Raw genomic sequence first — 24242 nt, forward strand, 5'->3', positions numbered from 1 at the left:
CTAGGCGTTGGGGATGAGCGTGGCGTGGAGGCGGCCTTCGTGCACCCAGCGTGCCGCCCGCCAGTGAAACAGCAGGCGGGCTATCGACTTGGGAAGTGAACCCTGACGTCGAAGTGCACGGAGTGCATCCATGTTGAGACAAGGGTCGTCCTCGTCGAGGATTGCTGGCGCCTCAAGGAAGCGTGAGGCTGGCCAGACGAACGGCTCTGCACCGAGTAGTTTAGCGATCTTCGGTCGTGCAAACATGGTGTTTGAGAAGCACTGGTGCGCCTTGTAATAGATGCCCCACAGGCGTGCGTGCCTACCAACGAACAGTTCGCCAGCGCTGTCGAAGGGATAGCGCGCGAGCTTGGGAAAGGTTGCATCCATCAAACGTAGGTAGAACCGGTAGTTACGTTCATCATGCGGCATTGGCGCCACAGCCTGCCACAACGCCTGGCTGGTGCCGAGGATGAGCGGGGTGGTCTTTTGTGCATATACCTTGGCCGGGTTAGGGCCGGTACGGTTCCGCATCCGGTTTTCGACAATCCATTGCCACGTGCCGGTATCGTTGTCGTCGTGTGCCGCAACAGTGCGATCGAGAAGAGCCAGAAAGTCGTTGCGCATGGCGCCATAGAACGCGGGCTGCATGATCTGCTTGGCAGCCTGCCAATAGGGGTGGTCTTCCGGCAGGAATTCCTCGCGGCGCATTGCGGCGAAGCCCCCGGCCGGCTGATGAACATTGCGCAGGGTATGTGCAGGAATCAGTCCTTCCCAGATGCCGGGCAATCCGCCGAGGAATTGCTGCAACTGACTGATGTAAAGGTAAAGGCTGGGCGTGGCACCCTCATTGGCCCAGACATAGTCGAGATACGCGCGCGTAGAGAAGAAATCGTCCGCCGGGTTCGTGACCGCAAGCTTCAGGCCGGCCGCCGAGGCAACTTTCTTCGCGAGGGAATGGTCCATGTCGAAATTCTGATTGCGATGGGTCATGCCCATGGCGGGCGGATGACGCCCGCTTTCCGCCAGAAGGCCGACAATCAGGCGAGAATCAAAGCCACCAGATACAAGCACGGTGGCATCCGGCACGATGGCGGCGTAATCGGCGAGGTTGCGTCGCAGCGGCTCCAGCACCGCATCAAGGTCAGGCGTCTGGGGCGCGACCTGTGGCCAGTGCCAATAGCGGCGGGGCTCCCAGCGTGGTCGATCAGCATCAATGACGACGGTGGAACCCACGCCAAGTCGTGCCACACCCCGGTTCAGCGTTCGGTCGCCGATAACGTACTGGCAGGCCATCCAGGCGCCCCAGCCGGCAGGATCGGGCGTATATGGAAATGCCTTGGTTTCAGTGGCAAGGCGCAGCGAGTTGGCGTCGATCTGGTAATATAGCGGTTGCAGCCCCAGGAAATCGCCGACCACATAGAGCCGCTTCTCGGCTGCACTCCAGCCGACGGCGGCAAAATAGCCGTCGCAATCCGGCATCATGGTAACAAGATCACGGGCACACGAAAGGCTTGCGATGCGCGCCGGATCAAGAGGAAGGCCCGAGAATGCGATAATGTCGTCGCCCAGCCGTTTCAGGCCCGGCCCGATGCCGGCGCGGACCATTGCCGGATCGTCCCGCCGGTGCAGCACACCGATTTGCCCTCGGCCGATTGCTTCAATATCCGTCACCCAGCCGTCGCCCGGGTCTTGAGCACGTAGCATGTCGGCCACGCTGGTGCCGCTGAGATCAAGAGCAATCTTTTGCATCTAACTGGTCCTTAGCGGGGTGGGGGCGGTAGGCGCATTGAACTGGGTAAAGAGTCGCTTTTCATGCAGCCAGCGCGTGGCGCGCCAATGAAGGAGCATCCGTTCGGTGATCACATCACGTGGCCCCTGGCGCAGGACCCGCAGGGCATCCATGTCCAGCAACGGATCGTCTTCGGTCCACAGGGCGTCGGTTGCCATGAAAATGCTCGGGGCGAAGCCCCCGGTCTTGGTGAGGCCAAACAGGCGACCGGCGCTTGGATGGCGTTCGATGAAACGACGCAGGTGCAATTCGATATTGAGTGCGCGGTACAGGAGCGAGCGGTGCGTCGGCGGTGTCAGGGAGTTTCCGTGCATCAGCGGCAGTGAGAGGGCGCGTGCATCCAGGCGCGCCAGAAGACGCCGGACATAAGCGTCGTCGAGCCGCTCAAGGGGGTCGAGCCGGGCCATCTGTTGCCACAGTGTCTGCGTCGCGCCCAGCGACAGCACCTCGCCACGGTTGGGGAAAACGCGGAACGGGTTGATGCCGGGGCGCGCACGCATATGGTTGCAGGCTGCCCACTGCCAGACACCCGCCGCATCGTCGGGCAAGTCGGTGACAGACTGTGCCCAGTCATGGCGCAGGCCGTCCTCCATCGCCGCAACAAAGCCTGGCTTGAACAGCCGTCGCGCTGCCTGCCAGGCGGGCTTGTCGGGTGAACCGATCATCGTATCGGCGAGCGCTGTAAGACCTCGGCCACGCGGGTTGCGCACCGCCTTGAATAGGCCAGCGGGCAGGTTGCCCTCCCAGGTCGGCGTGCCGTCGAGGAATTGCGCCACCTGGGCAATGAACAGGTACAGGCACGGCGTGGTGCCGTCGCTGGCCCACAGATAGTCGAGGAAGGCGGGTGATGAGAAGAAGTCCTCGCCGGGGTGGACGCGGCGGTTCTCCAGCCCCGCCAGTCGGGCCATGCGGCCGGCGATGCGGCCGTCGAGGTCGCCATATTCGTCCGCGTGGGCGACCGTCAGCGTTGGCGGGTGGATGCCGGCGCGCGCCAGCGTGAAGGCGATCAGCCGGGAATCATAGCCGCCCGACATCAGGCACTGCGATTGCGGGAAGTGGCGGGCATAGTCGCGCGCGTTGGCCACCAGCAGGTCGATGACGTCGTCAAGCGCCGGCGGCGCGCCCTCGCCCTCGAAGTGCCAGTAGCGTCGGGCTTCCTGAACGCCGGTCACCGGGTCGATGCTGACTACCTGGCCGCCGTCGACCCGGCGCACCCCCCGGGCCAGGGTGCGGTCGCCGATCAGCTCGCCGCAGCGGATGAAGGCGGCCCAGCCGGCGGCATCGGGCTCGTAGGGGAAAACCTTGGTATCGCTGGCGACCAGGATCGACCCGGCCTCCTGGCGGATGTGCAGCGGCCGCAGGCCCATGGGGTCGGTGATCAGCAGCAGGCGCTGGCGCCGGGCGTCCCAGCCGATGGCGGCGAACGTGCCGTCGGCGGCGCACAGGGCCGCCACCGCCGCGTCCAGGTCCGGCAGCGTGGCCAGCGCCGGCACGTTGAGTGGCCCGCCGGCGATCAGCAGGCAGTCATTGCCCCAGCGGTGCAGGCCCGGGCCGAGCAGGCCCTCATAGCGCCCGGCCGCGCGCGGATGGGCAAGCAACCCCAGTCGCCCGGTGCCGGCCGCGACCGTGGTCGTGGTCCAGTCACCCGGATTCTGCCTGGCAAGAATGTCGTCAATGTCGCCTGCGCCAAAGCAGGCCGCCAGCTTCTGCACCGTATCCCCTCATCGCACGGTCCCCACCCCGTCATTCTAGGCCGCGCCGATGAATGCCGGGTTAAGGGGCCTTGCCTGCCAGAAACTGGCCAAAGGGTTGATAGCGCAGGATTAATACCTTCGCCCGCTTTGTTTCGCGGGCGTTCAGCGCCGCCAGCACGTCGCGTGCCTGGGCCGCCATCAGCGCCTCGAAGCCGTCGCGCGGCGGCAGTTTGCCGGCCCGCTCCAGCAGCGTGCGTACGCGTGGCCAGTTGTCATCGTCGAGACGCGCCAGCGTGAAGGCGAAGAAGGTCGGGAAGGTGGGGCTCGCCGGGTCGCGCCGCAGTGCTTCCTCATAGTGGCGGATGCCCTCGGACTCCCGCGCGCCCAGAAGCGAACCGGCGAGGAAGCCGCCCAGTGTCGCCACCGATTCGCCGTGCCAGCCCCCCAGTGCGGCCCACGCCAGCGCATTGTCGGGTGCTTGCCGCAACGCCTGATCCATCAGCCGGCGGGCTTCGCGGCCGAGTTTGGGGGAATTGCCCAGTTTGGCGAGATAGCCTTTGGCGATTGCCCGCTGCAGCTGCGCCTCATGCTGGCGCGGCTCCTGCTGCAAGGCACGCTCGGCATCGGCGATGGCAGTGCGGATCAGGGCCTCCGCGCGGGCCTTGGTTGGCGCCTCGAAGGCGGCTACCGCCAGCGTCGCCCGTGCCGCCAGCGCCAGCGCGTCCGGCGTGCCCTCGTCGCGGGCGGCGGTGGCCGCCTCGCTGAACCTGCCATCCTCGAACAGCGCGCGCGCGGGACTGGCGGCGGCCGGCGTGACGGCCAGTATCAGGGCGAGCAGGAACGGGGCGGCGTGTGGGTGCGGCATGGCGTGCAGCCTAACCCGGGATCGGCCGGCGTTGAAGGCCCCGCGTCGGGGGGCTCAGGCCGCCAGCGCGCCGGCTACCAGACGCCGGGTCTCCTCGATGCCGTAGAGCGCGATGAACGAACCCATGCGAGGCCCCTGCGCCTGGCCGAACAGGCATTCGTAGAGCGCCTTGAACCAGTCGCGCAGATTGGCCTCGAAGCCGTTCTGCTTGCCGGCCTCGTAGACCTCGTTCTCGATCGCCTTGGCGTCCATGTCCGGGGTGATGCGGCCCAGCCGGTCCAGCAGATCCTCGAATGCCGGCCGCTCGGCCGCCGTCGGCGCGCGCAGCTGGCGCAGCGGCGCCACCCGGTCGCGGTAGTAGGCCAGCGCGTAGCCCACCAGCTTGTCCAGTTCGGGGTGGCTCTCGGGGCTGGTGCCCGGCGCATAGCGGGAGAGGAAACCCCACAGCACCGCGCGGTCGTCGCTGTTGGCGGCGGCCACCAGGTTCAGCAGCAGGCTGAACGACACCGGCAGGTCGACGCTCGGCACCTGGCCGTTGTGGATGTGGTGCACCGGGTTGCCGAGCTTCTCCGCCGCCGCCTGGCCGGGGTAGGCGGCGAGGAACTGGTAATATTCATCGACCGCCTTGGGGATGACGTCGAAATAGAGCCGCTTGGCCTTGCGCGGCGACTGGTACATGTACAGCGCCAGGCTTTCCGGGCTGGCGTAGGTCAGCCATTCCTCGATGGTCAGGCCGTTGCCCTTCGACTTGGAGATCTTCTCGCCCTTCTCGTCGAGGAACAGTTCGTAATTGAAGCCCTCCGGCGGCCGCGCGCCGAGCACGCGGGCGATCTTCGACGACAGGGTGACCGAGTCGATCAGGTCCTTGCCGGCCATCTCGTAGTCGACCTCCAGCGCCACCCAGCGCATCGCCCAGTCGGCCTTCCACTGCAGCTTGCAGTGGCCGCCGGTCACCGGCACGGTCATCCGCTCGCCGTCGTTGGGGTCGATGTAGCTGATGGTGCCAGCCTCGACGTCGCGATCGATGGTCGGCACCTGCAGCACGATGCCGGTCTTCGGGCAGACCGGCAGGAACGGCGAATAGGTTGCCCGCCGCTCGGCGCCGAGCGTTGGCAGGATGACGCCCTTCACCGCGTCATAGTGGGCGAGCACCGCCCGCAGTGTCGCGTCGAAGCGGCCGGACTTGTAGCAGTCGGTGGCCGACAGGAACTCGTACTCGAAGCCGAAGGTGTCGAGGAAGGCGCGCAGCCGGGCATTGTTGTGCTGGCCGAAACTGGGGTGAGTACCGAACGGGTCGGGCACCTGGGTCAGCGGCTTGCCCAGATGCTCGGCCACCATCTCCTTGTTGGGGATATTGTCCGGCACCTTGCGCAGGCCGTCCATGTCGTCGGAGAAGCAGAACAGCCTGGTCGGCAGGTCGGAGAGCAGGCTGAAGGCCTGACGGACCATGGTGGTGCGGGCGACCTCGCCGAAGGTGCCGATGTGCGGCAGGCCCGACGGGCCATAGCCGGTCTCGAACAGCACATAGCCTTTGGCCGGCGGCGCGTCCTTGAAACGCTCCACCAGCTTGCGGGCTTCCTCGAACACCCAGGCCTTGTTGTCGGCCGCGGCGGCCTTGAGATCACTCATCTACTGTCCAGACGGGTTGTGAACATATGTGGAGATGGTCATTAGTAGCGCCGCCATGTCCGATCAACCCGCCCTGTCGTCGAACCCGCCGCCGCCGCCACTGCGTTACCCAACGCTGGCGGCCGGCCATGGCGGCATCTGGGTGGCGGAAAGCTCGGGCAGCGTCCACACCGTGACGCGCGGCCAGGCGATCCGGCTGGCCGCCGACACCCCGGTGATCCTGATCAACGCGCCGCTGGTCGCCTCGCGGCTGGGCTACCCCGAGCTGTCGGGGCTCGACCTGCTGGAGCTGTTCGCCTTCGTCCGCCCGGCGCGCTTCTGCGTGCCGACGGCGCGTGGGCTGGCCCGCGCGCTGGCGCTGGAGGCGCCGGCGACGCTGGAGGAGGAGGCGCTGTTCCTGCGCCGGGCGGCCGAGGCGCTGCTGGCCGAGATCGCCGACCCGCTGTGGCCGTTTCGCGTCGGCGCCTATGGCGCGGCCCAGTCGCTACTGCGGCTGAAATGGCCGTGGGGGCCGGATGTCGCCGCCCGCGTCGCCCAGCCGCGCCACGCCGACCGGCCGCTGTTCCTCAGCCTGGCGGAGTGGGAGGACATGCCGCCGCGCGCCGCCCCCCACGATATTGTCCTTAACGGTGATGCGGTTGCCACGCGCCTCGCCCATCTGGTGGGTGCGCGGGCCGAGGCCCGGCCGCAGCAGCGCGATTTCGCCCGCGCGGCGGCGCATGCCTTCCAGCCGCGCGAGATGCAGGCGGCGCCCAACGTGGCGCTGGTGGAGGCCGGCACCGGCACCGGCAAGACGCTGGGCTATCTGGCGCCGGCCAGCCTGTGGGCCGAACAGGCCGGCGGCACTGTCTGGGTGTCAACCTTCACCAAGGCGCTGCAGCGCCAGCTCGATGGCGAGCTGGCCAGGCTTTACCCCGACCCGGCGGTGCGTGCCCGCCGCACGGTCATCCGCAAGGGGCGGGAGAACTACCTCTGCCTGCTGAACCTGGAGGACGCGGTGCAGGGCGCCTTCACCGGCCGGGCCGCCATCCTGGCGCAGCTGACCGCCCGTTGGGCCCGCTATACCCGCGATGGCGACATGATCGGCGGCGACTTCCCCGGCTGGCTGGCCTCGCTGTTCGGCAATGGCCGGCTGGCGGCGCTCACCGACCGGCGTGGCGAGTGCGTCTTCGCCGGCTGCCCGCACTACCGCCGCTGCTTCATCGAGCGGGCGGCGCGCAAGGCGGCGCGCGCCGACATCGTCGTCGCCAACCACGCGCTGGTGATGGTCAACGCCGCGCGCGGCCGCGCCGAGGGCGGTGTGATGAGCCGCATCGTCTTCGACGAGGGGCATCACCTGTTCGATGCCGCCGATTCCACCTTCGCCGCCCATCTCAGCGGTGCCGAGGCCATCGAGCTGCGCCGCTGGCTGCTGGGGCCGGAAGGCGGCCGCAGCCGGGGCCGACGGCGTGGCCTGGAGGCGCGGCTGGCCGAGCTGGTGCTGCACGACGATAGCAGCGCCACCCAGCTCGCGCTGCTGCTGCGGGTGGCGCGCGACCTGCCGTCCGACGGCTGGCTGGCCCGCGTCGCCGACGGGGCGGGCGACGGGCCGATCGAGCAATTGCTCGGCGCGGTGCGGGCGCAGGTGCTGGCGCGCGCCGAGATGAGCGAGTCCGGTTACGGACTGGAGACAGAGATCGCCAATCTGGCGCCACAGGTGGTGGAAACCGGGCTGGCGGCGCAGGACATGCTGGAAGCGCTGGTCGCCCCGATGGCGGCGCTGGAGCAGCGGCTGGCGGTGCTGATCGAGGACCGGCCGGACTGGCTGGATTCCGCGCTGCGCACCCGGCTGGAGGGCGCCGCTTCCGGGCTCAAGTATCGCCGGCAGACGGTGATGGCCTGGATCGGCCTGCTCGGCCGGCTGGGCGGTGTCGCCAATCCCGATTTCGTCGACTGGATGGCGCTCGACCGCGCCGAGGGCCGCGAGTTCGATGTCGGTCTGCATCGCCACTGGCTGGACCCGACCCGGCCGTTCGCCTCGCTGGTGCTGGAGCCGGCGCACGGCGTGGTGGTGACCTCGGCCACCCTGCGCGACCGTGGCGCCGACCCTGGCGACTGGAGCCGAGCCGAGCACCGCACCGGCGCCAACCACTTGCCGCTGCCGGCCCGCCGCTTCGCCGCCGCCTCGCCGTTCGATTATGCCAATGCCGCCCGGGTGTTCGTCGTCACCGACGTCAAGCGCGGCGACATCGGCCAGCTCGCCGGTGCTTACAAGGCGCTGATCCGCGCCACCGGCGGTGGCGCGCTGGGGTTGTTCACGGCGATTGCCCGGCTCAAGGCGGTCCATGCCCGCATCGCCGGGCCATTGGCGGAGGAGGGTCTGCCGCTGCTGGCCCAGCATGTCGACCCCATCGACACCGGCACGCTGGTCGATATGTTCCGGGCCGATGCCCATGCCAGCCTGCTCGGCACCGATGCCCTGCGCGATGGCGTCGACGTGCCGGGCCATTCGCTGCGGCTGGTGGTGCTGGAAGGCGTGCCGTGGCCGCGCCCGACCATCCTGCACGCCGCCCGGCGGGCGGCCTTTGGTGGCGCCGCCTACGACGATCTGGTCACCCGCGCCCGGCTTGCCCAGGCGTTTGGCCGGCTGATCCGCACCGCACGAGACCGCGGCGTGTTCGTGCTGCTGGGCGCGGCGGTGCCCTCTCGGCTGCTGTCGGCCTTTCCGCCCGACGTGCCGATTGCACGGGTCGGCCTCGCCGAGGCGGTGGCGGCGACCCGCGACTTTCTGGCGCCCTTGCCGCACGTGGAGGCGCCGCTTACTGTATCGGACGATCTTTAACCCCGACCCAACATCCTGAAAGGGCACCCGCGCGCCATGACCGGCCAGCCGATTTCCATGCATACCGCCTTGATCTACCTGATGATTGTCGTTGCCGGCTCCGACCGGTCAATGTCCGACAACGAGCTGAAGCGGATCGGCCGGCTGGTGCAGGATCTGCCGGTGTTCGCTGGCTTCAACATCGAGCATCTCATCCCCACCGCCCGCGACTGCGGCTCCATCCTCGACGCCGAGGAAGGGCTGACAACGGTGCTCGGCATCATCCGCGAGTCCGTGCCGGAAGAGGCCTGCGAGACCGCCTATTGCCTGGCCTGCGACGTGGCGGCGGCGGATGACCATCTGGGACGCTTCGAGCGCTCGATCCTCGATACCGTGCGCGCCACGCTGGGCATCGAGCGGCTGGCCGCCTCGGCGATCGAACGGGCGGCGGCCGCGCGCTGGTGGCGGCCGGCGCGCTGAGGTCGGTCACCAGATTTTGCCTTGGACCTGCGGTCCTGCCGGTATAAGCCGGTTACAAAGAGCCTGGGGAAAGACGCCTCGTGAAGACGCTGACGCTGCTGCGCCACGCCAAGTCCAGCTGGGATGACCCGCACCAACGGGATTTCGACCGTGTGCTCAACGACCGTGGTCGCCGCGCCGCGCCGCGCATTGGTCACTATCTGCGGGCCGAGGGCGCGCAGTTCGATGCCGTGATCTGTTCTCCCGCCGCCCGTACCCGCGAGACGCTGGCGCTGGTGGCCGAGGGCTATGGCGCGCCGCTTGAGGCGCAGTTCGACGAGCGCATCTACATGGCCTCGCACGACACACTGCTCGATCTGGTACACGAACTGCCGGACAGCGTGCGGTCGGTGCTGCTGGTCGGGCACAACCCCGGTTTCGAGGATCTGGCGCTCCATCTGGTAGGCAGCGGGCCGGAAAAGCTGCGCTCGGGGCTGGCGGCCAAATTCCCCACCGGCACGCTGGCGGAGATCGGCTTTGATGTGGACCAGTGGTCGGGCGTGAAGGCCAGGACCGGCCGTCTGCTGCGCTACGTGCGGCCCAAGCACCTCGACGCCGACCTCGACGGCGACTGAACCACACCGGCCGACAAGGAAGGCAGACCATGAGCATCAGCGCCATCGCCCTGCCCCGCATCCTGCGCGTCGGCGCCGGCGCCTCCCGCCAGGCCGGCGAGGTGCTGGCCATGCTCGGGCTGTCGCGGCCGCTGGTGGTGACCGACGGCTTTCTGGTCGCCCAGGGCTGGGTCTCGCGCCTGGTCGATGATCTCGCCGCCACCGGTATCCAGGCGCGGGTGTTCGCCGACACCGTGCCCGATCCCACCATCGCCTCCATCGAGGCCGGGCTTGCCTGTCTAGAGGCCGGCGACCATGACTGCGTGATCGGCTTCGGCGGCGGCAGCCCGCTCGACAGCGCCAAGGCCATCGCCGTGCTGGGCCGGCTGGGTGGCTCCATGGCCGACTACAAGGTGCCGCATGTGCAGGACCAGCCGGGCCTGCCAATCATCGCCATCCCCACCACCGCTGGCACCGGCTCCGAGGCGACCCGCTTCACCATCATCACCAACGGCGACACTGACGAGAAGATGCTCTGCCCGGGGCTGGCCTATCTGCCGGTGGCAGCGCTGGTCGATTATGAGCTGACGCTGACCAAGCCGCGCCGGCTGACCGCCGACACCGGCATCGATTCGCTGACCCACGCCATCGAGGCCTATGTCTCGCGCCGGGCCAATCCGTTCAGCGACACCATGGCGCTGGCGGCAATGCGGGCGATCGCGCCGAATATCCGCCGGGTCTGCGCCGACCCGCAGGACCGTCCGGCGCGCTCCGCGATGATGCTGGGGGCGACCCAGGCCGGCATCGCCTTCTCCAACAGTTCGGTGGCGCTGGTACATGGCATGAGCCGGCCGATCGGCGCCCACTTCCATGTGCCGCACGGCCTGTCCAACGCCATGCTGCTGCCCGCCGTCACCGCCTGGTCGGCGCCGTCGGCACCCGCCCGCTACGCCGATTGCGCCCGTGCCATGGGGATCGCCGGCGACGACGAGGGAGACCAGGCCGCCGTCGCCCGGCTCATCGAGGAGCTGGCGGCGCTCAACCGCGATCTCGACGTGCCGACGCCGCCGGTGTTTGGCATCGAGCGCGCCCGTTGGGAGGCATTGCTGCCCTTGATGTGCGAGCAGGCGCTGGCCTCGGGGTCGCCGGCCAATAATCCGCGCGTGCCGACGATCGACGAGATGCGCGCCCTCTATGCCCTGGCCTGGGATGGACGCTGCTGAACATCCGGACCCGCGGTCTACGACCAACCCTGACACACGCAACAGCTTGGCGATCGCCGGCCGCGGCCCCACCTTTCCGGCGGGGAGGATGACATATGACCGGACAACAGGCCGAAACCTTTGGCGACATCGTCAATCGCCACGGGCGCGAAAGACCGCGGGCTATCGCCCTGCGCTTCGAGGGTCGGGTGACCGATTATGCGATGCTCGATCGCCATACCAACCGGGTCGCCAATGCGCTGCTCGACATGGGGCTGAAGCCCGGCGACCGGGTCGCGCATCTGGGCAAGAACAGCGATGCCGCCATCGAACTGATGCTGGGTGCCGCCAAGGCCGGGGTGGTGCTGGTGCCGGTGATCTGGCGACTGGCGCCGGACGAGATCGCCTGGATCCTGCGGGACAGCGGCGCGCGCCACCTGTTCGTCGACGCGGTGTTCGCCGAAACCGCCGGCAAGCTTGCAGACGGGCTTGATTCCGTGATCATCATGGATTCGGACTCCGCCAATGGCTTTGCCGCCTGGCGCGACGTTGCCTCTGACGCGCCGCCGCCGGTGACGGTGGACGCCGAGGACATCCTGTTGCAGCTTTATACCTCCGGCACCACCGGCAAACCCAAGGGCGCGATGCTGACCCACGCCAACGTCACCCGCTTCCGGCCGCTGGTCGATAGCTCGGGGTTGGAATGGCTGTCGTCGCAGCCCGGCGAGACGGCGATGCTGGCCATGCCGTTCGCCCACATCGCCGGTGTCGGCACGGCGCTGCTCAATGTCTATGGCGCGCAGGAGAACATCGTGCTGCGCGAGTTCGACCCCGGCGCGGTGCTGGAGGCGATCGAGACCCACCGGCTGAAGCGGCTGTTCCTGGTGCCGGCGGCGCTGCAGATCCTGCTCGGCCATCCGCGCGCCAAGCAGACGGATTTCTCCAGCCTGCGCTACTTCTCCTATGGCGCCAGCCCGATTCCGCTGGAGCTGCTGAAGGCCGGCATTGCCGTGCTGGGCTGCGAGTTCATGCAGGTCTACGGCATGACCGAGACCTGGGGGCCGGTGACGGCGCTGGCGCCGGAAGATCACCGGCCGGAACGCGTCCACGTCATGACATCGGCCGGCAAGGCGATGCCGGGGGTGGAGCTGAAGGTCGTCGACGAGGAAGGGCGCACGCTGCCGCCCAACACCGTCGGCGAGGTGATGGTGCGTGGGCCGATGGTGATGAAGGGCTACTGGAACCGGCCGGAGGAGACCGCCAGGGCAATCGACGCCGACGGCTGGCTGCGCACCGGCGACGCCGGCCTGCTGGACGAGGAAGGCTATCTGTTCATCCAGGACCGCATCAAGGACATGATCATCTCAGGTGGCGAGAACGTCTATCCGGCGGAGGTGGAGAGCGCCATCTACGGCCACCCCGACGTGGCGGACGTGGCGGTGATCGGCGTGCCGGACGCCAAATGGGGCGAGGCGGTCAAGGCGATCGTCGTGCCGCGGCCCGGGGTGTCGCCGGACCCGGCGAGCATCATCGCCCACGCCCGCGATCGCATCGCCCACTTCAAGTGCCCCAAGAGCGTCGACTTCATCGACGCGCTGCCGCGCAACCCGTCGGGCAAGATATTGCGCCGGACCCTGCGTGAGCCCTATTGGGCCGGTCAGTCGCGCAACGTCAACTGACACGCGCGCGGCAGGCTGACGGGCGGGGTTCAGCTCCGCCCGAGCAGCATCCGGGCGATAATGTCGCGCTGGATTTCGTTGGAGCCGGCATAGATGCTGGCCGCCCGGTCGTTGAGGTAGCGCGGCATGGCGACGGCCACATGGTCGGGCGCTGCGTCGAGCACGGTCGGGAAGGCTGCTGGGCCGGCGATCAGCAGCGCCAGTTCGTCGAGCCGCTGGGAAATCTCGGTGCCGAGGATCTTCAGCATCGACGGCAGCAGCGCGGCATCGCCGGCGCGGCCGCCCACCAGGGCCTGCAGTTCCTGCGATTGCAGTGCGTCGACCTCGGCGGCAAGCCGGCCGAGCCCGAGCGCGATGTCGGGGTCGCTGGTCAGTCCCTCGTCGTGAGCGGCGGCGCGCAGCTGGTTGAGCGTCACCCGCAGCGCCGGCGCGTAGCGGCCGCCGCGCTCGAAGGCCAGCAGATATTTCGCCACCGACCAGCCGTCGTTTTCCGCCCCCAGCCGGTTGGCCTGCGGTACTCGCACGTCGTCGAAGAACACCTGGTTGAGTTCATGGTCGCCGGCCAACGTGATGATCGGCTTCACGGTAATGCCGGGGCTTGCCATGTCGAGCAGCAGGAACGTGATGCCCGACTGCGGCTTGCCGTGGCTGCCGGTGCGCACCAGGCAGAACATGCGGTTGGCGTGGTGGGCGTGGGTGGTCCAGATCTTCGAGCCGTTGAGCACATAATCCGTGCCGTCGGGCACGGCCCGCAGGCCGAGGTTGGCAAGATCCGAGCCGGCGCCGGGCTCGGAGAAGCCCTGGCACCAGTAATCCTCGCCGGAGAGAATGCGCGGGAGGTAGAAGTTCTTCTGGGCGTCGCTGCCATAGTGCATGATCACCGGCGCCACCATCTTCAGGCCCATCGGCGCCAGCGACGGCGCATTGGCGCGGGCACATTCGGCGGCGAAGATGTACCGCTGCACTTCGGTCCAGCCGGTGCCGCCATGGGCCACCGGCCAGTCCGGCGCCACCCAGCCGCGCGTGTGCAGGATGCGCTGCCAGGCCAGCGAGATGTCCGGCTCGTGGAACACGCTGCGGGCCCGCCGGCCGGCGCGCCGCAACTCGGGCGTCAGGGCGGTGGCGAGGAAGGTGCGAACCTCGTCGCGGAAGCGACGGTCGTCGGCGGAGAGAAAAATATCCATGGCGGCCGGAATCGCGTGTCCGGCGCCTCTCTTGCAAGCTGGCGGACGTTACAGGGGGGACTCAGCGGGCGCCGACGAAGCCAAGACCGGCGGCGGCCTGGATCGCCTGCGCGCGGCCCGTGGCGCCGAGCTTGGCCGAGGCATTGCGCAGGTGAAAGCGCACCGTCGAGATCGATAGCGACAGGATGATGCCGATCTCGCCGTCGGTCTTGCCGGCGGCCGCCCAGCGCAGGCACTGCACCTCGCGCCGGGTGAGTGCGGCAGGCGCCGCGGCGTTGCGTGGCCGCCCGGCGGCCTCGGCGTGGCTGGCGATCAGCCGCAGGGCGAGCGCGTGGAGGTGCTCGGCCTGGTTCGTGAACACGTGGGCGATATCCATCGTGGTGGGGGAGGCCCATACCATCGTGCCAATGATGCCGCGTGGCAGATGCACCGGCGTGATGATGGCGGCGGTGATGCCGCTGAGCCGTGTCACCTGCGTGCAGTCGAAGTCATCGAGCAGCCGGGTCGCCCGCCAGCTGTGCAGCCGGCCATCGGCGAAATAGAAGGGCTCGGCGATCATCCGCGCGGCATTGAGGAACGGGGAGTCCAGTGCCAGCCGGCGGTTGCGCCAGTACTGGTCGAACGGACCGAACCAGCGGAAACTGGTTTCGGCGTAAGGGCGGCCGTCGGCGTCGCACATCGGCTCCGGGTCGCCCAGATCGCTCTGGGCGGCAATGTACGGCAAGCCGTTGGCCTCCCCGGCGGCCTTCACCGCTTCGACGAACCGGGCGGTCTGCTCCCACAGCGCCCGCCGTTCCGCATCCATTCCCATCTTCTCCCTTTACTACCCTGATACGGCTATCAGGTTGATAGTACTCCGCCGCAACGCGATCCTGCCAGCCTTGAAGCCGGCTACACCCATCGCATTACAAAGTGCCAACACAATCAATGGGGTCCGGCGGGGGGGAGTTCAGATTCATGGATTATCGTTCGATTCTTTGGGCAGGTGCGGCTGTTTGCGCCCTGACAACATCCGTTCTGGCGCCGGCGGCGCTGGCCCAGACTGCTGGGGGGCAGGCCGCGGCAGCGTCTTCCGGCGGTGAAGATTACACCATGCTGCAGGACATCATCGTCACCGCGCAGCGGCGCGCCGAATCGATCAACGATGTCGGCATGGCGATCCAGGCCTTCGATTCCGATAAGCTGACCGCGATGCGGGTCAATACGGTGTCTGACATCACCACCGTGGTACCGAGCTTCACGGTGTCCCAAAGCTATCAGGGCGTCCCCACCTATACGATGCGCGGCATCGGCTTCAACACCATCAATCTGTCCGCCACGTCGACCGTTGGCACCTACGTCGATGAAGTGGCCTACGCCTACCCGATCATGAATACCGGCCCGGTGATGGATCTTGAGCGCGTCGAGGTGCTGAAGGGCCCCCAGGGCACGCTCTATGGCCGCAATACCACGGCGGGCCTGATCAACTTCGTCACCGCAAAGCCGACCGACGAGTTCAAGGCCGCGCTGAACGCCGACCTGGGCAACTATCAGACCTACAACATCGGCGGCTACATCTCCGGCCCGCTGACCGAGGGCGTGCAGGCACGTCTGGCCTTCCGTAGCGAGAACAGCGACAAGGGCTGGCAGAAGTCCAACAGCCGTGACGAGCGTCTGGGCAAGGTGGAGAAATACGGCCTGCGCGGCGCGCTGGCGGTGCAGCCGGCGGAAGGCACCAACATCGACCTGTCGGTGACCTGGTGGCGCAACAACTCGGACACCGTCGCCGGCCAGGGCATCGGCTTCACCCCCGCCACCGCCAGCAGCCCGTTCAACGCGCCGGGTCTGGTGGACTACATCGCCAACAACCAGCCGACCAAGGCCAGCCAGGCCGACTGGGCACCCTATGCCCAGCGGGCGACGGACATCGGTATCGGCGAAGGCCTGGATGGCCGGCTGAACGAGGGCAACCGCTTCCTTGGCCTGAAATTGCGACTGGACCAGGACATCACCGACAACATCAAGCTGGTATCGCTGACCAGTTACAATGACTTCAAGCGCGACGCCCTGTTCGACTGGAGTGGCGCCCCTTATGAAATTCTGGTCCAGAACGGGGTGGGGCGCATCAAGTCCTTCGCCGAGGATCTGCATATCGAAGGCGTGTCCGGGCCAGTGAACTGGCTGGTGGGCGGCTATTACGCGCGGGACAAGATTCTCGACAGCAACCGCACCCTGCTTGGCCAGAATGCCAACGTCGGGCTGATCCGTTACTATGGTGCCACGCTGGCGGCGACCCCGTTCAACAGCGGCGGCTACACGCTGGAGCAGATCAGCCAGGCATTCCGCACCTATATCGATGAAGCGAACATGAAGACCACGACGTGGAGCCTGTTCGCCAACGCCGACTGGGAACTCAACGACCAGTTCAAGCTGACCGGCGGTATCCGCTACACCGAGGACAAGCAGCGTTACAGCGGCTGCTCGCGCGACCACAACGGGTCGATGCTGCCCAACGTCAATGTTGTCAACCGCTACCTGTTCCTGACCGCCTATGGCGTACTTGCCGACCCGATCAGCGAGAACCAGTGCAATACGTTCGATGCCGATGCAGGTGCCTTCGGCCGGGTCCGCTCGGTGCTCGACGAGAACAATGTCTCCTGGCGGGTGGCGCTGGACTGGAAGCCGAGCCCGGACTTCCTCGGCTACGCCTCGGTGTCGCGCGGCGCGAAATCGGGCACCACGCCCGTCAACGCGGCCAGCATGGCGCAGCAGAACGGGCCGGTGAAGCAGGAGCTGCTGACGGCCTACGAGATCGGCCTCAAATCGACGGTGGAAGCACTGCGGATGCAGGCTAACGTGGCGCTGTTCTATTATGACTACAAGGACAAGCAGATCAGCACCTACTTCGCGGACCCGATCTACACCGCGCTGTCGCGGCTGGACAATATTCCGAAGTCGGAGGCCTATGGTCTGGATGTCGATGTTACGGTCCGACCGGTCCGGTCGCTGACGCTCAGCGCCACCGCCTTGTGGCTGCACACCGAGGTGACGGAATATTTCGGCACCACGGCGGCGGGCGTGGAGAATGTCGATTTCTCCGGCACGCCGTTCATCTACAGCCCGAAGTTCCAGGGCAGCCTGTCGGCAATGTATGACCAGCCGCTCAATGACTCCATCGCGTTGCAGGTCGTGCTCAACGGTCGCTACCAGAGCAAGAGCAACACGATCTTCGAGGACATCGACCTCTACAAGATCAAGGGCTACGGCATGGTCAACGGCAGCATCGGCGTGCATGCGCTCGACGATCGCTGGACCGCCTCGCTGTGGGCGCGCAACCTCTTCAACACCTACGCGTGGACGGCGGTGGCCAGCAACGCCAACGTGGTGGTGCGCTTCCCGAGCCAGCCGCGCACCTTCGGTGTGTCGTTCGGCGTAAAGTTCTGACGATCCGCGAGAGGGGTGGCCCCTCTCGCCTGTCACACGCGCGGGCGGACCGGCCGGGGCCGGTCCGCCCGTTTGCCGTTCAGGCCGCCGCGTCAGGCAGCGCGCACCTCGGCGATGAAGGCGGAGACCGCGCTTTGCAGATCGTCGGCGCGCTGCATGACGCTGGCGGCGGAGCTGCGCACCGTTTCGGCGACCGTGCGGCTGGTCTCGACGATCTCGTTGACGCCAACGATATTGCTCGACACCAGCGTGGTGCCGGCCGACACCTGCTGCGCGCTGGAGGCGATTTCCGCCGTCGCCGCGCCCTGCTGCTCCACCGCCGCCGCGACGGTGGTGGTGATCTTGTCGAACTGGGCGATGGTGCCGGCGATGGCCTGGATCGAGGCGATCGAGCTGCCGACGCGCGCCTTGATGGCCTCCACCTGACCGGTGATCTCGACCGTCGCGTTGGCGGTCTGGGTGGCAAGGCTCTTCACTTCCGAGGCGACGACCGCGAAGCCCTTGCCAGCTTCGCCCGCGCGGGCCGCCTCGATGGTGGCGTTGAGCGCCAGCAGGTTGGTCTGCTCGGCGATCGCCTGGATCATGCCGACGATTTCGTCGATGCGGCCGGCGACGTTCGACAGCGCCTCGACCTCCTGATTGCTGTGCTCGGCCTGGGCCACCGCCTCGCCGGCGGCAGTGGCGGATACCTGCATCTGGCGGCTGATCTCGCGGATCGAGGCTTCCAGTTCCTCCGCCGCCGTGGCGACGCTCTGGACACTGGCGGCGGCCTCCTCCGATGCGCTGGCGACGGTGGCGGTGCGGCGGCTGCTTTCGTGCACGTTGTCGCCCAGTGTCGTCGCCAGGCCCAGCATCTCCTGCGCTGACTGCTGGACCGTCGTCACCATCGCGCCCACCGCGGCCTCGAACTGGTTGGCCAGCGCATGCATCTGTGCCCGCCGCTCGGCCTCGGCGGCCTGACGCATCTGCGCCTCACGCTCCCGGGCGGCTTCCTCCTGGCGGCGCTGCTGCTCGGCGTGCTCGCGCTCGCGCCGCTCGTTCTGCTGCCGGGCGGCCTCGTTCTCGGCGCGCAACGCCTCGGCGGCCTGCAGGTTGTCCCGCAGCACCAGGGCGGCGCGGCCGAGGTCGCCCAGCTCGTCATGGCGGCGGGCGGCAGGCACGTCGACGGCGAGATCGCCCCGGGACAGGCCGACGATGGACGTCTTGATGGAGGTGAGCGGACGCACGATGCTGCGCACCACCAGCCAGATCACCGCCGACAGGGCGGCAACGAAGGCGGCCGCCAGCAGCAGGGTCTGGGTCAGCGCCTGGCGATACTGGGCGGCGAGGTCGTCGACATAGACGCCGGTGCCAATGATCCACCCCCAGCCGGGCACGGCCTTGACCATGCTCATCTTGTCCACCGGCTCGCTGCTGCCGGTGCGCGGCCATGCATAATGCACGATGCCCGAGCCGCTTTTCCTGACGATGTCGACCATCTCGACGAACAGGGCGACACCGTTGGGATCCTTCATGTCGCGCACGCTGGTACCGTCGAGTTCCGGCCTGTTGGGGTGCATCACCATGCGTACGTCGTTGTCGATGATGAACAGATACTCGCTGCCGCGATAGCGCACCGTCTTCAGCCGGGCGATCGCGTCGGCTTGTGCCTCGGCTCTGGTCATCCGGCCGTCATCGACGGCTCGCTGATACCCCGCCACCATCGATGTCGCGACATCCAGCAGACTGGCGAGTTCGGTTTCGCGCTGCTCGGTCAGGCGCTCATGGCCCAGGTTGACAGCGGTGACAACGCCCAGCACCAGGCCTGCGGCGACCAGCGGAATCAACAGGAAAGCGCGAAGGCGGACGCTAAGATGTTGTATTTTCATACATACCTGCGGAGTTTCATGATTGTTGCTGCTAGCATTCATGTAAGGGTGTGAATATTCGGTTTAGCTGAAGTATCCCCCGCCGGCGCCGGGCTGGTGGAGAAAATATGGTTCGGCCGCTCGTGGCGCGCCGGTCACCAGCATCGTGGCGTCCTTGCCACGCCGTTCAGGGAATATCCCGCGCCACCGGTCATGTAATCAAAGTGACATCAATCTGACCCGAAGGTGACACTTGTTGTCGTCAAACGACCCCCGACACCAGATTCAGGGGGTTTGACACCGTGATTTTCCGTTCATCGCAGCTCCAGATCGTTGCCGGATTGTTGGCTTCGGTCTCTCTTGCCTCGATTGCCCAGGCCGGCGATCTCGTTGGGACCGTTGTCGACGCCTCGGGCACGCGTGCCTTGCAGGCCGCCAGCGTGCGCTTGGTTGAGCTCGGCCGCGCGGCCACCACGGACCGTGATGGCGTTTACATTTTCGCTGATGTGCCTGCCGGAAACTACACGGTGGAAGTGCGCTATATCGGTGCCACGACGATGACGAGGACCATCGCGGTGCCTGCCACCGGCCGTGCGACCGGTGACTTCGCGCTCACCGGTGTGGGTGCCACCGATATTCTGGTCATCGGTCAGGCGGCCAGCCAGGCCAGCGCGCTGTCGCGCCAGAAGGCGGCCGACGGTGTGACGAGTGTGCTGACCCGCGACGCCATCGGCCAGTTTCCCGATCAGAACGTGGCGGAATCGCTGCGTCGCCTGACGGGTGTCAACATCCTGAACGATCAGGGCGAGGGTCGCTTCGTCTCGGTGCGGGGGCTTGACCCAGAGCTCAACTCCAGCTCGCTCAACGGCGTGCGCCTGCCGGCACCGGAGTCCGATGTGCGGTCGGTGGCGCTGGACGTTATTTCGTCCGATGTCATTGAGTCGATCGAGGTCAAGAAGTCGCTGACCCCGGATATGGACGGCGATACCATCGGCGCGTCCATCGAGATCAACACCACCAGCGCTTTCGATCGCAAGAAGGACTATTATGCGGTGCGCGCCGAAGGCAGCTACAACGATTACGCTGGCACGGTGACACCCAAGGGTAGCTTCGACTTCTCGACCCGGCTGGGCGAGGATTTCGGTGTTGCCGGCGGCATCAGCTATTACAAGCGCAAATTCGAGACCGATAATGTCGAGGCGACCACCTGGTCTACCAGTGAGGATGGCGTCGATTACAACGAAGAGGTTGAATATCGCGATTACGACGTGACACGCGAGCGCTTCAGCGCCGCGCTGTCGTTCGACTGGCGTGCGTCTGACACCACGACCGCCTACATCCGCGGCAACTGGAGCCAGTTCGACGATCAGGAATATCGTCGTCGCACCACCTTCATCTTCGATGGCGAACCCGCCGAGGGGGATGCCGATGGCGCGGTCTTCAGTGACGCGGATGATCGTATCGAGGTCCGCCGTGACATCAAGGACCGCTTCGAGCGCCAGCGCATCCAGTCCGTGGTGCTGGGCAGCAACACCGACACCGGCACCTGGAAGTTCGACTGGTTCGCCAGCTACGCCAAGTCGACGGAGAAGGAGGACTTCTCCATCGATCCGACCCGGTTCCGTGCCCGCTTCGACGAGGACGGCGTGGACATCGCGTGGGACTACAGCAATGCCCGGGTGCCGACCTACACCATCCTGAGCGGCGCCGACGAGGTCAATGATCCCACCAACTATGGCTTCAACCGCACCGAACTGACGACGCTGTCGGACAGTCAGGACCGGGAATGGGCCCTGAAGGCCGATCTGGCGCGCAAGTTCGCCATGGAGGGCGGCGACTTCACGGTCCAGGCTGGTGCCAAGGCGCGCTGGCGCAAGAAGTCATACGACTTCAACATGATCTATTACGGCGACTATGATGGCGATTACACTCTCGCCGATGTGCTCGGCAAGCAGACCTATCGCCTGCTCGACATGGGCCCGGTTGCCAGCAAGACCGGCGCGGCGGAGTTCCTGCTGGCCAACCGGGGCGGCTTCGAGACCGACCAGTATGAGATCGATCTCAATTCCAGCAGCACCGACTACGCGGTGAAGGAAGATGTCGCCGCCGGTTACCTGCTGGGTCGCTGGGACAGCGATACGCTGCGCGTCATCGGCGGTCTGCGCGTCGAGCACACCAAGAACGAGATGAGCGGCAACCTCGTTGCTGACGATGGCGACGATGTGTTCGTGACGCCGGTCAGCTCTGACCGCAGCTACACCGACTGGCTGCCAAGCCTGACCGTGCGCTACCAGCCGCAGCGCGAGCTGGTGTTGCGGGCGGCCGGCTACAAGAGCCTGATGCGGCCGAAGCTCTCGAAGATGGCGCCGCGTTTCACCATCAACGAGGATGAGGAAGCGGAGTTCGGCAATCCCGACCTGAAGCCGTACATCGCGTGGAACCTTGATGCCGGGGTTGAATATTACTTCGCGCCTAACGCCGCGGTGACGTTCGGCGGCTTCTACAAGTCCATCGACAACTTCATCATCGACGGCTTCTTCGAGGCTGACGATGCCCCCTACAACGGTGTCTATCGTGGCACGACCTTCGCCGAGGCGATCATTCCGCTCAACGGCGACAAGGCCGAAGTGGCGGGTATCGAGGCCAGCTACAGCCAGGTCTTCACCATGCTGCCGGCGCCGTTCGACGGTCTGCTGATGCAGGCGAACTACACCTACACCTGGTCGAAGGGTACGCTGTTCGACGGTCGCTCCATCTCGCTGCCGTCCAACTCGCGCAACACCTTCAACCTGGTGCTGGGGTACGAAAAGGGGCCGATCGACCTGCGTGTCGCCGGTACGTATCGCGACAAGTATCTCGATGAGATCGGTGGTTCCGCCGACGAGGATCGCTGGGTCGACAACCACTTCCAGATCGACATCTCGGCGAAGTACAAGCTGACCGACGCCATCCGCCTCTATGCCGAGTGGGTGAACGTCAACAACGCGAAGTACTTCGCCTACCAGAATTACAACGGCCGGCAGCGGTTGCTGCAGTATGAAAAATATGGCCCGACAGTGAAGGTGGGTGCCCGCGTCACCTTCTAGTGCCTGATTGGCTGACGTTCGGGATGGTGGCGTCATCGCCTCGATCCCGAACGTTCAGCCCGTCGGAAAACGCCGCCCGACCCGCAGCTGTTACTCGCGTCGCCGTGTTGCCCCCGGTCCGTGTTGGCCTGGCGGCGCAAGACGGCAACGTGCTTTTCAGGGTCGCGGCGTCCGCCGCATCGCGGTGCGACGTGGTCGCGAGGTGGTGGCCCTTGCGGGTGCCTCGCCGCCCTTTCTTCGCAAGGGCGTCATCTGGAGATGACCATCCTGGCGCCCCGCCGGTGAGCACTCACCAGCGAGACGCACGCTGCGAGCCGAGGCCGACCACCATCGGCGGCGGCCGGCATGCGGAAGTCCGGCGTGGCCGTCGTCGTGGTCGCGCGGCAGGGCCAGGTTGCTGATGGCGTGGTTACTGGTGGTTGTCGCTCGCGCCGAACAGCGCCTCACGCACGATATAGAAAATGGTGTGCTGCTCGATGGTGCCGCGGAACAGCTGGGCGCCGGCGCCGGATGCCCGGACCACCACGTCCTCGCCGCCGTGGGTCTCGGACGACAGCGGAATCAGCGACTGCTGCCGGTAATCGACCGCCCCGGTGTCGGTGGTTGCCGGGTCCGGCCGCTCGGAGGCACTGACGGCGCCGGGGCCGTTGGCGTAGGACAGCGTGGTGTAGGCCTTCTTGTCCTTGGCGAGGACAGGCGTGCCTGGCGTGTGCGCCACCGTGCCGAGAATGGGGTTGCCGCGCCCGGGATAACCGCTGATCGACAGTGTATGGCTGTGATCGGCGGTGGTGATGATCAGCGTGTCGTCGAGGTCGACCAGGCGCAGCGCGGTCGCCACCGCTTCATCGAGCGCCTTGGTGTCGGCAAGGGCGCGGTGGGCGTTTCCGGCGTGATGCGCGTGGTCGATGCGGCCGCCTTCCACCATCAGTACATAACCCTGCGGGTTGCGGGACAGCATGCGGATTGCTGTCTCAACCATCTCCGCCAGTGAGGGCTCACCGGCACCGTCGCGGGCTCGGTCCGCCTCGTATTGCATGTGACTGGGTTCGAACAGGCCGAGCAGGCGGGTATGGCGGTCGGGGTCGACGGCGGCGAACTGATCGCGCTTCCAGACAAACGCGGCCTTCGGATTGGCGCGCTGCCAGACCTGGACCAGGTCGCGACCGTCGCTGCGGCCGCCGGTCTTGTCGGCATATTCGGGGTCTTTCCGGGTTCGGGGCAGGAACGCCGCGCGGCCGCCGCCCAGGATCACATCCAGGCGGGCGCCGACAGGGCCTTCCACCAGCTGCCGGGCGATATCGAGGCAGCCCTCGCGTCGGGCGGCCTCCGGCATGTCCGTGTCGGACTCCCAGTCGCGCTGGGGTGTGTGGGCATAGGTTGCCGCCGGGGTGGCATGAGTAATCCGCGTGGTGGTGACGACACCGGTCGCCCGCCGTCGCTGCTGGGCGATGTCGAACAGCGACGGCAGGGGATGCGCGAGCGCGGCCGGGCAATCCTCGAAAGCGGCTTCCGGTCCGACGCCAAGGGTGCGGCTGCGGGTTTTCACACCGGTCATGATCGCGGTCGCGGTCGACGCCGAGTCGGCCACCTGGGCGTCGTGGGAATAGGTCTTGACCAGTGCGGCATGGTCCAGGCTGTCCATGGCGGTTTCGTAGGATTCACCGTCGCGGCCAAGAGACTGTCCGGCAAAGATGCGTCCTGCGGTCAGGGTGGAGACGCCCATGCCGTCGCCGATGAAGATGATGACATTGCGCGCCCTGGCCGGACGCGGCGTGCTGTTCTTCAGCCGCGTCAGCGCCGCTTCACCCTGCTGGCGATAGCCTTCGCTGCTCCTGTCGGTCTGAGCGTCAGCCCCGGAAGAGAGGGCGAGCAGACAGGCTAGCGGGAGTGACCAGGCACTGACGGCGAGACGGCGTTTCGACATGGGCATCTTCCTTTCATCCATCATCCCCATGCAGCGGATATGTATCCGTTCCATGACAATGGCCG

General features: G+C 66.9%; 15 protein-coding genes. 7 read left to right on the forward strand and 8 right to left on the reverse strand.

Going from position 1 to position 24242, the window contains the following annotated elements; translation table 11 throughout:
- The 4 genes from ABU113_RS09205 to ABU113_RS09220 all read right to left on the reverse strand — a co-directional run bounded on the left by ABU113_RS09205 (position 1) and on the right by ABU113_RS09220 (position 5959).
- Positions 1 to 1731 carry a hypothetical protein gene (locus tag ABU113_RS09205; RefSeq protein WP_454559219.1) on the reverse strand — a complete coding sequence of 577 codons (1731 nt, stop codon included), beginning with the start codon at positions 1729 to 1731 and terminating at the stop codon, positions 1 to 3.
- Entirely contained in the window at positions 1732 to 3483 is a 1752-nt protein-coding gene (locus ABU113_RS09210) for a hypothetical protein (protein ID WP_454559220.1), read from the reverse strand.
- A 61-nt stretch (positions 3484 to 3544) separates the two neighbouring features.
- Positions 3545 to 4330 carry a hypothetical protein gene (locus ABU113_RS09215; RefSeq protein ID WP_454559221.1) on the reverse strand — a complete coding sequence of 262 codons (786 nt, stop codon included), beginning with the start codon at positions 4328 to 4330 and terminating at the stop codon, positions 3545 to 3547.
- A 54-nt stretch (positions 4331 to 4384) separates the two neighbouring features.
- The gene (locus ABU113_RS09220) at positions 4385 to 5959 is read right to left on the reverse strand and encodes a lysine--tRNA ligase (RefSeq protein WP_454559222.1); all 1575 of its coding nucleotides are present in this window, start codon (positions 5957 to 5959) and stop codon (positions 4385 to 4387) included.
- 55 nt (positions 5960 to 6014) lie between these two features.
- Here ABU113_RS09220 and ABU113_RS09225 point away from each other — a divergent pair, with 55 nt between their 5' ends.
- The 5 genes from ABU113_RS09225 to ABU113_RS09245 all read left to right on the forward strand — a co-directional run bounded on the left by ABU113_RS09225 (position 6015) and on the right by ABU113_RS09245 (position 12713).
- Complete coding sequence (locus ABU113_RS09225) at positions 6015 to 8780, forward strand: ATP-dependent DNA helicase (RefSeq protein ID WP_454559223.1); 2766 nt, start codon at positions 6015 to 6017, stop codon at positions 8778 to 8780.
- Between the two features lie 36 nt (positions 8781 to 8816).
- Positions 8817 to 9239: a tellurite resistance TerB family protein gene (locus ABU113_RS09230; RefSeq protein ID WP_454559224.1), complete on the forward strand. Its 423-nt coding sequence runs from the start codon at positions 8817 to 8819 to the stop codon at positions 9237 to 9239.
- 80 nt (positions 9240 to 9319) lie between these two features.
- Positions 9320 to 9853: a SixA phosphatase family protein gene (locus ABU113_RS09235; protein ID WP_454559225.1), complete on the forward strand. Its 534-nt coding sequence runs from the start codon at positions 9320 to 9322 to the stop codon at positions 9851 to 9853.
- Positions 9854 to 9882: 29 nt separating this feature from the next.
- Positions 9883 to 11055, forward strand: coding sequence for an iron-containing alcohol dehydrogenase (locus ABU113_RS09240; protein ID WP_454559226.1), 1173 nt, complete (start codon positions 9883 to 9885; stop codon positions 11053 to 11055).
- 95 nt (positions 11056 to 11150) lie between these two features.
- On the forward strand, positions 11151 to 12713 hold the full coding sequence (locus ABU113_RS09245) for a fatty acid--CoA ligase (protein ID WP_454559227.1): 1563 nt from the start codon (positions 11151 to 11153) through the stop codon (positions 12711 to 12713).
- A gap of 29 nt (positions 12714 to 12742) precedes the next feature.
- Here the strand turns inward: ABU113_RS09245 and ABU113_RS09250 are convergent, their stop codons facing one another.
- Both ABU113_RS09250 and ABU113_RS09255 read right to left on the reverse strand, forming a co-directional pair.
- Positions 12743 to 13897, reverse strand: a complete 1155-nt coding sequence (locus ABU113_RS09250) for an acyl-CoA dehydrogenase family protein (RefSeq protein ID WP_454559228.1) — start codon at positions 13895 to 13897, stop codon at positions 12743 to 12745.
- A gap of 61 nt (positions 13898 to 13958) precedes the next feature.
- Entirely contained in the window at positions 13959 to 14702 is a 744-nt protein-coding gene (locus tag ABU113_RS09255; RefSeq protein WP_454559229.1) for a helix-turn-helix transcriptional regulator, read from the reverse strand.
- 287 nt (positions 14703 to 14989) lie between these two features.
- On the opposite strand from ABU113_RS09255, the gene ABU113_RS09260 reads away from it, so the two are divergent.
- On the forward strand, positions 14990 to 17320 hold the full coding sequence (locus tag ABU113_RS09260) for a TonB-dependent receptor (protein ID WP_454559230.1): 2331 nt from the start codon (positions 14990 to 14992) through the stop codon (positions 17318 to 17320).
- Between the two features lie 92 nt (positions 17321 to 17412).
- Here the strand turns inward: ABU113_RS09260 and ABU113_RS09265 are convergent, their stop codons facing one another.
- Positions 17413 to 19188: a cache domain-containing protein gene (locus ABU113_RS09265; RefSeq protein WP_454559231.1), complete on the reverse strand. Its 1776-nt coding sequence runs from the start codon at positions 19186 to 19188 to the stop codon at positions 17413 to 17415.
- Between the two features lie 281 nt (positions 19189 to 19469).
- Here ABU113_RS09265 and ABU113_RS09270 point away from each other — a divergent pair, with 281 nt between their 5' ends.
- Positions 19470 to 22253, forward strand: a complete 2784-nt coding sequence (locus tag ABU113_RS09270; RefSeq protein ID WP_454559232.1) for a TonB-dependent receptor — start codon at positions 19470 to 19472, stop codon at positions 22251 to 22253.
- Positions 22254 to 22662: 409 nt separating this feature from the next.
- Here ABU113_RS09270 and ABU113_RS09275 read toward each other — a convergent pair whose 3' ends face one another.
- The gene (locus ABU113_RS09275) at positions 22663 to 24177 is read right to left on the reverse strand and encodes an alkaline phosphatase (RefSeq protein WP_454559233.1); all 1515 of its coding nucleotides are present in this window, start codon (positions 24175 to 24177) and stop codon (positions 22663 to 22665) included.
- Positions 24178 to 24242 lie beyond the last annotated feature (65 nt).

It is taken from the genome of Parapedomonas caeni (genome assembly GCF_041060555.1).
Taxonomy (GTDB): domain Bacteria; phylum Pseudomonadota; class Alphaproteobacteria; order Sphingomonadales; family Sphingomonadaceae; genus CAUJIW01.